This is a genomic window from Bacteroides sp. NSJ-48 (assembly GCF_014287405.1).
Taxonomy (GTDB): Bacteria; Bacteroidota; Bacteroidia; order Bacteroidales; family Bacteroidaceae; genus Bacteroides; species Bacteroides stercoris.
Genome location: NZ_JACOOD010000032.1, coordinates 35,634 through 47,815 on the forward strand (window position 1 = coordinate 35,634; position 12,182 = coordinate 47,815).

The window sequence follows — 12,182 nt, forward strand, 5'->3', positions numbered from 1 at the left end:
AAGTATGGTATATATTGAAACTCCCCGTTTGATATTGCGCGATTGGAAAGAAGAAGACTTCATTCCTTTTGCAGAGATGAACGGGAATCCGTCTGTCATGGAGTTCTTTCTGCATCCTTTGTCCGGGGAAGAGTCCCGCAATCTTTTTGATACTGTCAGGAACGAGTTTCTTCAGTACGGATATGGCGGATATGCCATTGAGCAAAAGTCCGATGGAGCCTTTGTGGGTTTTACGGGTTTTCATAACTTTATGTTTGATGTGGACTTTGCTCCGGGTATTGAGATACTGTGGCGATTAAGGCAGGAATATTGGGGTCGGGGATATGCTACCGAAGCAGCGAAGTCATGTCTGGCTTATGCCAAGGAGAATCTTCCGTTTTCTATGGTCCGGGCTTTTACTTCGCTGACCAATAAACATTCGCAACGGGTGATGCAGAAGATAGGGATGGAATTTGAAAAGAATTTTATGCACCCAGCAGTGCCCGACGGGCATCTGCTGAAAGAGCACGTACTCTATAAGATACAATTGTAATAGGCTTTTAAAACCCTTGTACAGGGAAGACAGTGATAAAAGTAAAACGGCGATATTCTCATTGGAAAATACCGCCGCTTTAATAAGTTTACCGCAAGTAAATTACTTACGCAAGCCGAGTTCCTGAACAATGGCACGATATCTGTTGATGTCGCGGTCTTTCAGGTAGTTCAACAGCGCGCGGCGCTTACCTACCAACATTGTCAAGGCTCTTTCTGTACTATAATCCTTTCTGTTGAGCTTCATATGCTCAGTCAGATGAGCAATACGGTATGAAAACAAAGCTATCTGGGCCTCTGCTGAGCCAGTATCAGTGTTAGACTTCCCGTATTTGCCGAAGATTTCTTGCTTTTTAGCAGCGTCTAAATACATAGTGTTTAATTAAAAAGTTGATAATTCTTTTCTCTTTCGAGCGTGCAAAGATAGATATTATCTTTTATATTGCAATGATATTCAGCAAAAAAATCTTTTCTCTGTGATGTATATACTGTAAAATTCGTACCTTTGCGGTCAAATAATAGGTATTATATGCAAAATATTAGAAACATTGCAATTATTGCCCATGTCGATCATGGGAAAACGACGCTTGTAGATAAGATGCTTCTGGCAGGAAACCTTTTCCGCAGCAACCAGAGCACAGGTGAATTAATGTTGGATAACAATGATTTGGAGCGTGAGCGAGGGATAACAATCCTTTCCAAAAACGTTTCTATCAGCTATAAAGACACGAAAATTAATATTATCGATACTCCGGGACACAGCGACTTCGGTGGCGAAGTGGAACGTGTATTGAATATGGCCGACGGATGTATCCTGCTGGTGGATGCTTTTGAAGGCCCGATGCCGCAGACCCGTTTTGTATTGCAGAAAGCTTTGCAGATCGGTTTGAAACCTATTGTTGTAGTCAACAAGGTGGACAAGCCCAACTGTCGCCCCGAAGAAGTCTATGAAATGGTGTTCGACCTGATGTTCAGTCTGGAAGCTACGGAAGAGCAGTTGGACTTCCCCGTTATCTATGGTTCGGCAAAGAACAACTGGATGAGCACGGACTGGCAGAAACCGACGGACAATATCTATCCGTTGCTGGACTGCATTCTGGAGAACATTCCCGCTCCTACACAGTTGGAAGGTACGCCGCAGATGCTGGTGACCTCATTGGACTACTCCTCTTATACCGGCCGTATCGCCGTAGGCCGTGTACATCGCGGTACTTTGCGGGAAGGCATGAACGTGTCTTTGGCAAAGCGCGACGGTACAATCGTCAAGTCGAAGATTAAAGAACTGCATACGTTTGAAGGTATGGGCCGTGTGAAGGTATCGGAGGTATCTTCCGGTGATATCTGCGCCTTGGTGGGTATCGAAGGGTTTGAAATCGGAGATACGATTTGCGACTACGAGAACCCCGAAGCATTGCCGCCTATCGCCATTGACGAGCCTACCATGAGTATGCTGTTTACTATCAACGACTCTCCGTTCTTCGGCAAAGAAGGTAAGTTTGTAACTTCCCGCCATATACATGACCGTCTGATGAAGGAGCTGGACAAGAACCTTGCGCTTCGCGTACGCAAGAGCGAGGAAGACGGAAAGTGGGTGGTGTCCGGTCGTGGCGTACTTCACCTTTCCGTGTTGATTGAGACGATGCGCCGCGAGGGATATGAGTTGCAGGTAGGCCAGCCGCAGGTTATCTTCAAGGAGATAGACGGCGTGAAGAACGAGCCTATCGAGGAGCTCACAGTCAACGTTCCCGAAGAGTATGCCAGCAAGATTATCGATATGGTAACCCGCCGTAAAGGTGAAATGGTGAAAATGGAAAGCGCCGGCGAGCGTGTGAACCTTGAGTTCAATATGCCGTCGCGCGGTATTATCGGTTTGCGTACCAATGTGCTGACTGCCTCTGCCGGTGAAGCTATCATGGCGCACCGCTTTAAGGAATACCAACCCTATAAGGGTGAAATCGAACGCCGTACCAACGGTTCCATCATTGCCATGGAGTCGGGTACAGCCTTTGCCTATGCCATCGATAAATTGCAGGATCGCGGTAAGTTCTTCATCTTCCCGCAGGAAGAAGTGTATGCCGGACAGGTTGTAGGCGAGCACTCTCACGATAACGACCTTGTGGTGAACGTTACCAAATCAAAGAAGCTGACCAACATGCGTGCTTCCGGTTCCGACGAGAAAGCGCGTCTGATTCCGCCGGTACAGTTCTCTCTGGAGGAAGCGTTGGAATATATCAAGGGAGACGAGTATGTAGAGGTTACTCCCAAGTCCATGCGTATGCGTAAGGTTATCTTGGATGAGACAGAGCGCAAGCGTGCCAATAAGAACTGATTTTACTTTTTAGTTGTTATATATAAGAAGGAGTGCTTTGCTGTAAAGGTGGAGCACTCCTTCTTTTATTGCAGGACAATGGGGTATCCCGAAGTTTTTATTTTATCGGTCAGTCTACGTATTTCACTTTGGCGGCATCTCTCGGCTTGGCGGCAGGCGCTTCATCCGGATATCCGAAAGCAATGCAGTAAAGCAGCCGGTATCCTTCGGGAAGTTCCAGTCTTTTGAGGTATTCGGCAGCTTCGGGCGTATCGGTCATAAAGCGTGTGGGGCTTGCCAGACAGCAGGAGCCTACGTCCATAGACCAGGCGGCAAGTACCATATTCTCACCTAGCAGTCCGCAGTCTATCTGCGAGCAGTCGTACGAAGTGTCATTTCCGATGAACACTACCGTGGGCGCATTGCGGAACATATTCTTGAAATTGGGGTCTTCCGCCGCTTTCGGGTTCTTCTGCTTGAAGATTTCACTTATCCCGTTCAGGAATTCCGGATTGTCTACTACGCGTACCGCCCAGGACTGTTTGTTCTGACCGTTGGGGGCGTTGATACCGCACTCCAAGATTACCTTCATCGTGTCCCGGTTCACTGCTTCCGGTTTGTACTTGCGGACGCTGCGGCGCGATAGGATTGTCTCGATTACCGCTTCCGAATTGCTTTTCTCCGTAACTGTGGCTTCACTCTCTTTCTGTACCTGCTGTCCGCAAGCGGACAGCATCAATAGGCTTGCGCCTAACAGCATAATCTTTAAGCTCTTCATTCTCTGTTGTCTATTAAATTGTTTCTTCGCAAATCTAACAAAAAAAGCGGCTTCCGAGAACGAAAGCCGCCTTAAAATATATAATCTGGTTCTATTAGAGTTTCGGACCAGCAGCAACCAAAGCCTTACCGGCTTCGTTACCTGTGAACTTAGCGAAGTTCTTGATGAAACGTCCTGCCAGGTCTTTTGCTTTTTCTTCCCATTGGCAAGCACATTCGTAAGTGTCGCGAGGATCAAGAATCTTCGGATCAACACCCGGCAATTCTGTCGGAACAACAAAGTCGAAGTAAGGAATAACCTTTGTCGGAGCCTTGTCGATAGAACCGTCGAGGATAGCGTCGATGATACCACGTGTATCTTTGATAGAGATACGCTTGCCGCTACCGTTCCAGCCGGTGTTAACCAAGTATGCCTTAGCGCCGACCTTGTTCATCTTCTTAACCAGTTCTTCTGCATATTTAGTAGGATGCAAGCTCAGGAAAGCAGCACCGAAGCAAGCAGAGAATGTCGGAGTCGGTTCAGTGATACCGCGTTCCGTACCGGCCAGCTTAGCGGTGAAACCGGACAGGAAGTAGTACTGAGCCTGTTCGGGGTTCAGGATAGATACCGGAGGCAATACACCGAAGGCATCAGCCGACAGGAAGATTACCTGATGAGCGTGAGGACCTTTAGATACCGGCTTAACGATGTTGTTGATGTGATAGATAGGATAAGAAACACGCGTGTTTTCAGTTGTGCTCTTATCGGCGAAGTCAATCTTGCCGTCAGCGTCAACAGTTACGTTCTCCAGCAGAGCGTCACGTTTGATGGCGTTGTAGATATCGGGTTCGCTTTCTTTGTCGAGGTTGATAACCTTAGCGTAGCAACCGCCTTCGTAGTTGAATACACCTTCGTCATCCCATCCGTGTTCGTCGTCACCGATCAGCAGACGTTTCGGGTCGGTAGACAAAGTAGTCTTACCTGTACCTGACAGACCGAAGAAGATAGCAGAGTCCGTACCTTCCATGTTGGTGTTGGCAGAACAGTGCATGGAAGCGATACCGCGAAGCGGGTTCTTGTAGTTCATGATAGAGAACATACCCTTCTTCATTTCACCGCCGTACCAAGTGTTCAGGATAACCTGTTCGTTGGTCTTCAAGTTGAATACAGTAGCTGTTTCAGAGTTCAGACCCAGTTCCTTGTAGTTGTCAACTTTTGCTTTGGAAGCGTTGAATGATACGAAATCAGGTTCGCCGTAGTTAGCAAGTTCCTCAGCAGTCGGGCGGATGAACATGTTAGTTACGAAGTGAGCCTGCCAAGCTACTTCCATGATGAAACGTACTTTCATGCGGGTAGCTTCGTTAGCACCGCAGAAAGTATCGACAACGAACAGACGCTTGCCGCTCAGCTGGTTTACAGCTTTAGCTTTCAGGTCGGCCCATGCTTCTTCAGAGCAGGGTTTGTTGTCGTTTTTGTATTCTTCTGAAGTCCACCATACAGAATCCTTGCTGGCTTCGTTCATTACAAAGAATTTATCTTTAGGAGAACGTCCGGTATAGATACCAGTCATTACGTTCACAGCACCAAGTTCAGTTACTTGACCTTTTTCGAAGCCTTCCAGACCCGGTTTGGTCTCTTCAGCGAACAATACATCATAAGACGGGTTGTGGATGATTTCCTTCACGTCTTTGATACCGTACTTGCTTAAATCTAAATTTGCCATTTCTTTTTAAGATTTTAAAATTGGTATTTGGTTTATAATCTCTCTTCGCATTCGTATGCTTCATTGCAAGGGGGCGAGTTTGTGGAAAACCGCGTTGTTCAGTAAGGCCCTTGTTTTTGCGACTACAAAAGTAATACTTTATTTTTAAAGAAACATCCTATTAGAGAAATTTTTCTGTAATAGGAAATCTTTTATAGAACCGTAACAATATCTGCAAACTGAATGTTGCAAATTGAGTGGAAATCGTTTACTTTGCACCTCTGTTCTATCAATATACGGAATAACCAATACATATTTTAATCTGATAATATAATGAAAGTTATCAACTTTGCCGAGACTAACTCAGTCTTGAACCAATACATGGCGGAGATACGCGATGTGCAAGTACAGTCCGACCGTATGCGTTTCCGCCGGAACATCGAACGCATCGGCGAAATCATGGCGTACGAAATGAGTAAGGAACTCACCTATTCCGAAAAGCAGGTACAAACGCCGCTGGGGATAGCTCCCGTCAGCACTTTCGATGATGATGTGGTGATTGCCACCGTCTTCCGTGCCGGGCTTCCCTTGCATGCCGGTTTCCTGAATGTGTTCGACCGTGCGGGCAATGCTTTCGTTTCCGCTTACCGTTATTATAAGGATAAAGAGTGCCGTACGGTGGATGTGCACATAGAGTATATCGCTACTCCCGACCTTTCCGGCAAGACTCTGTTACTGGTTGACCCGATGCTTGCTACGGGCGAAAGCATGGAACTTGCCTGGAAGGCTTTCCTTACCAAGGGCACGCCTGCCAAACTGCAGATTGCCTGCGTCATTGCCAGCCGGCAGGGAGTAGAGCACTTGCAGAAACTCTTCCCCGGCAACGAGGTTTCCTTGTGGTGCGGCGCTATCGACCCGGATATGAACGAGCATTCGTATATAGTACCGGGGCTGGGCGATGCCGGAGACTTGGCATTCGGCGACAAGCTGTAATCAGCAGGGCGGTTGCGGCCGTCCAATCCGAACCCCGGCACTGTTCATTGAACCATAAAGAGAGCCGTATCAACTCCGTTTGTGAGTAATGATACGGCTCTTTTATGTTTGCAAGCTACTGCATCAGGATATCCATTCCCGCTTCGCTTTCATTGTTCACTTGGCCCAGAACAGCTTTTCCGTATACGTGTCTGTGCCGGCTACATCCTTATAGTACGGATTGTAGTTTACTTCCGTGCTGGGGTATCTCCAGCGGTTCGGCACATTGGGGATAGTACCCGACACTTCCGGGAACACCAGTCCCGAAGGATAGCCTGTGCGGCGGATGTCACTCCATGCCTCGCGGCTGACGAGGAAACCGAAGTGCAGCCATTTCTGCGTGATGATGGCATCCAGTTTGTCCACGTATGCCGTACTGTTCCATCTGGCATTGGCAAAGTCTGCAATCTCTTTATCGGTAGGAGCGTCGTAACGGCGGCAATTCTCTCCCGAGCCTATCGAATCGTAATAGTAATACAGGGCGATGGATTGGCTGACAGCCGTCTTGAATTCCTTTTCCGCCTTTGCCATATCCTGTGCCACACCGTACCCCATGGCATAGGCTTCCGCTTTCAGGAAATGTATCTCTGGCGAAGCCATTATCAGCATATCGAATTTATCGTTTTCCCAGAAAAAACCTCTTTGGGTAATCTGCGAGAAACCTTTGTTGGCGGTGTTCACTTCGTCTTGTGCCTGAGCGCTGTAATACTCCGTCAGCTCGTCTGCTACCGTGAGGTCCGTACCCAGGTAACGGTGTTCGTCCATCTGTCCGGTTTCGCGGTTGGTGATGCTCACGGGATTGTAGTTCAGCAGGATGCGGGGGTCGTCTTCGCCTTTGACGTAGACGCCGCTTAGCGGATCGCTGCTGGTCATGTCATAGTTGCCGTGGCCCAGCATACGGTCTATGATGGCGCCCGAAGCAAGACGGTTCGTAACCCAGTCGCCCAATCCGTGGCCGGCGGTGAAGTTCAGTTGCCCGGACTTCTGGTTGACGATGAAGATGTTGTTTCCCTGCTCCTCTACGAGCGGATAGTCGGCGGGGTTTTCCAATATCTCCTTGATAACCGCACGTCCTTCCGCCTGCAAAGCTCCCTGCGTGGCTACACGCATGGCAAGGCGCAGGCGCAGGGAGTTTGCATAGCGTTCCCATTTCTCCATATCTCCCAGGTTGATGAAGTCCTGAGTACTGAAGTTTTTCGGTACGGTTGCCGAACGGAAACGCGGGGCGATGTCTTTCAGCTCGTCAAGGATTGTATTATAAATATCTTCCGCCTTGTCGTAGGGAGCGTAAGAACCGTTTACGTCGTTGGTCAGCGGCAGGGTGCATGCTTTGAAGAAAGGCATGTCGCCGAAAATATCCACCGTTGCGGCAAAGAAGTCGTACAGTTGCACTTTGGCTGCCAGCATAAAGGCTTCGTCCTGTGCTTTCTGCGTATCGTTCTCTTCATTGTACAGCGATTCCATCTTGCGGTATTGCATCAGTGCCGAATACAGGTTGTCCCATTGCCCGTCTATGGCAGGCGCATATCCGGGGCTGTACATACCGCCCGAATAGCTGTAGCCGAAGGTCTGCGCGTACTTGCCCACAAACTGCGAGTCGAAGCCGAAGAAACGTCCGTACTCATATACGTCATAATCTTTCACTTTCTGGAAAACTCCCACCATGAGGTTGCTGATGGTAACCTGGTTGACCTTTGAGGGGTCTTCGTATTTGCTGTCGAAGTCGGAATCCGTACAGCCGGAAGCTGTCATCAGCATGGCTCCCGCTATAACGAACGCTCCTATATTTATCTTTTTCATATCCATTGTCATTTACTCTAAAGTCTTATTTTTCAATTCTCTATTTTCTAAAAGCTTGCCCGCAGCGACACTCCGAAATTACGTGTTGCCGTAGTGGAGCCGCCCACTACCGCCTGGCTTGCCCAGGATGTTCCTACGGAAGATTCCGCATCGTAATTCTTCAGTGCCTTGTAGAAGTAGAACAAGTTGCGTCCGAATACCGAAACGCTCAGCCGCGTCATGCCCAGTTTGGAAATCAGCTTTTCCGGAAACTGGTAGCCGATGGTCAGCTCGCGCAGCTTCACATAGCTGTTGTCGAATACCGAGTGGCGGTACGTAAGCTGTTCGGGCTGAGTACCCCAGTTGTAGGTCTGGTTGTAATAGTAGCCGGCAGGGATGATGCGCGTGTTCTTCTCGCCGGTGGAGGCCACTACGCCCGGCAGGATAACGCCGTCGTGGTAAACGGTTTCTCCGTTAGGCCCTGCACCCAGTGACGGGTCTACCTGCACGGGCACGCCGCTGGCGTTGTTGTTGCCCGGATAGTAGTAGGACAGGCCGCCGTGTTCCGTATCGCGGAATTGCAGCGACTCCGGTGTCAGACCCGATGCGGTGGAATACTGGTACATCTCGTTGATGACGTCGCCGCCTATGCGGAAGTCGATACTGAAATCCAGGAAGATGTTCTTGTAGGAGAACGAGCTGAACAGACCGCCTACGCCGTCGGGGTTGATGTTTCCTACTCTTTGCAGTTCGGTCTGGTTCATGTAAAGTCCCTTGTCCGATACGAGATACTCTCCGTTTTCGTTCATCTGGGGCACTTGCACGTAGATGTCACCCATCGGGCGTCCCTCTACGGCCTGTATCTTGGCTCCGCCACCGCCTATGTTGGATATTTCGAGGTACGGTACGCCGTCGGCGAGCTTCACGACCTTGTTGCGGTAGATGCCGTAGTTGGCCGTCAGGTCCCAGCGGAAATTCTTGGTCAGTACCGGAGTGGCGCTTACGGAGATGTCCCAGCCTTCGTTGGCCACCTCTCCCACGTTCATCAGCACGTACTTCACACCCGATGTGGAGGGTTGCGGCGTGGAGAGTATCTGGTCTTTCACGCGGTTGTTGTAGTAGGATACATCGAAGCCCAGCCGGTTGTTGAGGAACTTGCTTTCAAAACCTATTTCGTATTCGTACTTCTTTTCGGGGCGGATATTGGCATTTCCCCACGAAGAAGGAACGTAGTTCCATGTGAAGCCGTTGTCCGAACCCTGCTCGTAGATAATGTTGGCGGCATACGTTTCCGGTGCGTTACCTACGACGCCGTAGGAGAGGCGGAGTTTGCCGTGATTCCACCATGCAGGCATGCGGAAGGCGTTCGAGAACAGGAAACTGAGGTTGGCGGAGGGGTAGAAGAAACTTTGGTCTTTCAGTGTGGACGAACGTTCCTGACGCCCGGTGAGTTCGAGGAACAGGTAGTTGTCCCAACCCAGGCTCAGCGTACCCATGTATCCCGTTTTCAGCAGTTCCATACGTTGCAGCGTGCTGCTGGCGGTGTAGCGGCTGGCGTTGAGGTCGAACCAGTTTTCCGTAACCAGACCGCCGTTGGTGGAGACGCGCATGTTGTTCATGTTTTCGTAACGTCCCGTCCAGCCCAGTGTGGCGGCAATGTCGAAACGGCGGATGTTGTAGTTGAAGTTCAGCATCACATCGCCGTACACGATGTCGTAGCGTCGGTTGATGTTCTGGAAGCTGCCGCTGGGGTCGTACAGGGAGTTGGGGCGTTCCGTCTCGTACTCCAGCGTCTGCTTGGTGTCCGTGATGTCGGTAGAGAGCTGGGCGCGCAGGCTCAGCCAATTGGTTATCTGCCAGGTGGGACGTATCATACCGATGAGGCGGTTCTCTGTCTCCTTGCTGTGGTGGTGATACATGTTCCAGAGCATATTCGATACGCCGTTCAGGTATCCCGGGTCGTATGCCCAGGCTTCGTCCGGTGTCAGTGTGGCATCGCCGCCTGCGTACGTGTTGCGGTAGCCCAGGCTGGTGACGTAGCTCTGCTTCAGATAGGGAATATCCATGAAGGAGGAGAACATGTTGCTGAAACTGCCGTACAGGTTCAGCGATGTTTGCGGGCGGTCCTTTACATCCTGCACGATGTAGTTCAGCGAGTATTCTATGTTCAGCGTCCTTGCCGGTTTGTAAGAACCCGTCAGCTTGAAGTTATGTTTGGTGAAGCTGCCCGTCAGCGAGTTGGGTGTTTCACCCATGAAGGTGTAGGAGAAGCGGTTGCTGCTGGTCTCCGTACCCTGCGAGATGGCAAGGTTGTAGGTCTGGTTCCAGCCCGTGCGGAACAGCTCTTTCCACGGATTGTCCGTAGCCGGTAGGTAGGGGCGCATCTTGCCGTCCCAGTACAGCACGTCGCTGCCGTCGTACTTCGGACCGAAAGACATGGTCGTATTATACAGACTTCTGTAGCTTTCGCCGTTCATGGTGCGCTGGTAGAAACCGCCCGTCTGTTTTTCGTAGTCGCTGTATTCCGTGTTGTAACGTCCCGGGCCGTATACGGTCTGTACTTTCGGCAGATAGGCGGGCAGGTTGGCGGTGACCTGCGCGGTGAAGTCCACCGTCAGTTTGCCGCTTTTGGCGCGTTTGCTGGTGATAACCACCGCGCCGTTTGCCGCTTCCGAACCATAAAGTGCCGTGGCCGAAGCACCTTTCAGCACACTTACGCTTTCAATATCTTCGGGGTTGATGTCCACCAGACCGTTGGAACGTATCTGCCCGTCGTTGCCGAATTCGGCAAAGTCGGTACTCTTGCCCGTTCCGCCGTTACGGATGGGTACGCCGTCCAGGATGATGAGCGGCTGGTTGTTTCCGGTGATGGACGTGAGTCCGCGTACATTGATAGACACGGCTCCGGCGGAACCGCCCTGCGTCTGCGTGATGCGGATGCCCGGCGCTTTACCGTACATGGCGGATGCAAAGTTGGTTGCTCCCGCCTTCACTATCTCGTCCGATTCGATAGTGCTCACCGCGTAACCCAGCCGTTTGGTATCCTTCTTGATACCCATGGCCGTGACGACCACCTCTTTCAACTGTTGCGAGTCCTCTCTCAGCGTTACCCTCAGGTCGCCCTGCTTCTTGCGTTTTGCCAGATGTATTTCGCGGGTGGCATAGCCCATATAGGCTATGGACAGCGTTGCATCGGCAGGCACGGTCAGTGTAAAGTTTCCGTCCACATCGGTAATGACACCGTTGTTGGTTCCTTTCTCTATGACGCTGGCGCCGATAAGCGGCTCTCCCGTCACATCCCTTACCATACCTTTGATTGTTTTGGTTTCCTGCGCACCGGCACTTCCTGCAAACAGAAGCGCCAATGCCACAATCATACTACCTAATACCTTTTGAAAATGTAGCTTCCTGTGCGAAGCCATACTCCGTTTTTTCTTGATAGACTTCATATTTCCACAATGATTATTTCCTTGTACAATTAAATCTGTTGGAATTTATTTGTATTTGTTATAAGCAAGCAGTATGCCAAAAAAGATACGTAGACTATGCGAAGTATTTATACCTATGATATTCAGTTTATTGCTTTTTTTATAAATACTTATAATATGTGTATGCAGGTTGTGGAATGTTGTGGAAAAAATCCACACTTGCAGGTTGCCATTCCACACTTGTGGCGTTTGCATCTTATTCCGGCGGTTTTCCGGCGGATTATACTTTGTGCCTGCATCCGGAAGACCGTGTGGAAAATAGGATTATACCGCGTGTGAGCGGGGCAATCTCCCGGGTATAATGTGCCAATGCTTGGTGGAAAACTTCCCGATGCACCTTGTAAAATGTGCTTGTCCCTTATGTATTTCTTCGTTTTCCGGTTGCGGGCTGTCCGGCCCGCAGCTGGCAACCGTACAGCCCGCAATTGGCAACCGCATGGCCCGCAGTTGGAAAACGGGGTTTTAGTAGGGATATTCAGTAAATGTCCCTAAAAAATAAGATGGCATATGAAGATGATAGGACATGACCACTTCATATGCCATTCTTATTGCCATTTTTCGGTGCTTTCTCACATAATTCTATCC

General features: G+C 49.8%; 9 protein-coding genes. 4 read left to right on the forward strand and 5 right to left on the reverse strand.

Annotated features, from left to right (window positions below; translation table 11 throughout):
- Positions 1 to 4 precede the first annotated feature (4 nt).
- On the forward strand, positions 5 to 532 hold the full coding sequence (locus tag H8S52_RS14075; protein WP_186910053.1) for a GNAT family N-acetyltransferase: 528 nt from the start codon (positions 5 to 7) through the stop codon (positions 530 to 532).
- A 102-nt stretch (positions 533 to 634) separates the two neighbouring features.
- On the opposite strand, the gene rpsO is transcribed toward H8S52_RS14075, so the two are convergent.
- Positions 635 to 904, reverse strand: a complete 270-nt coding sequence (rpsO, locus tag H8S52_RS14080; RefSeq protein ID WP_005655520.1) for a 30S ribosomal protein S15 — start codon at positions 902 to 904, stop codon at positions 635 to 637.
- Positions 905 to 1,060: 156 nt separating this feature from the next.
- Between rpsO and typA the strand changes: the two genes are divergently transcribed.
- Positions 1,061 to 2,860 (forward strand): translational GTPase TypA, encoded by a 1,800-nt coding sequence (typA, locus tag H8S52_RS14085; protein WP_005655518.1) that lies wholly within the window; start codon positions 1,061 to 1,063, stop codon positions 2,858 to 2,860.
- A 109-nt stretch (positions 2,861 to 2,969) separates the two neighbouring features.
- Here the strand turns inward: typA and H8S52_RS14090 are convergent, their stop codons facing one another.
- Both H8S52_RS14090 and pckA read right to left on the reverse strand, forming a co-directional pair.
- The gene (locus H8S52_RS14090; protein WP_186910054.1) at positions 2,970 to 3,617 is read right to left on the reverse strand and encodes a nitroreductase; all 648 of its coding nucleotides are present in this window, start codon (positions 3,615 to 3,617) and stop codon (positions 2,970 to 2,972) included.
- A 94-nt stretch (positions 3,618 to 3,711) separates the two neighbouring features.
- Entirely contained in the window at positions 3,712 to 5,319 is a 1,608-nt protein-coding gene (gene pckA, locus H8S52_RS14095; RefSeq protein WP_005655514.1) for a phosphoenolpyruvate carboxykinase (ATP), read from the reverse strand.
- 312 nt (positions 5,320 to 5,631) lie between these two features.
- On the opposite strand from pckA, the gene upp reads away from it, so the two are divergent.
- Positions 5,632 to 6,291: a uracil phosphoribosyltransferase gene (upp, locus tag H8S52_RS14100; RefSeq protein ID WP_117985584.1), complete on the forward strand. Its 660-nt coding sequence runs from the start codon at positions 5,632 to 5,634 to the stop codon at positions 6,289 to 6,291.
- Between the two features lie 156 nt (positions 6,292 to 6,447).
- On the opposite strand, the gene H8S52_RS14105 is transcribed toward upp, so the two are convergent.
- Positions 6,448 to 8,142 (reverse strand): SusD/RagB family nutrient-binding outer membrane lipoprotein, encoded by a 1,695-nt coding sequence (locus H8S52_RS14105; RefSeq protein WP_186910055.1) that lies wholly within the window; start codon positions 8,140 to 8,142, stop codon positions 6,448 to 6,450.
- 35 nt (positions 8,143 to 8,177) lie between these two features.
- A complete protein-coding gene (locus tag H8S52_RS14110) occupies positions 8,178 to 11,558 on the reverse strand; it encodes a SusC/RagA family TonB-linked outer membrane protein (protein ID WP_060385668.1) in 3,381 nt (1,126 codons plus the stop codon).
- A 176-nt stretch (positions 11,559 to 11,734) separates the two neighbouring features.
- Here H8S52_RS14110 and H8S52_RS14115 point away from each other — a divergent pair, with 176 nt between their 5' ends.
- A complete protein-coding gene (locus tag H8S52_RS14115; RefSeq protein WP_153881346.1) occupies positions 11,735 to 11,899 on the forward strand; it encodes a hypothetical protein in 165 nt (54 codons plus the stop codon).
- Positions 11,900 to 12,182 lie beyond the last annotated feature (283 nt).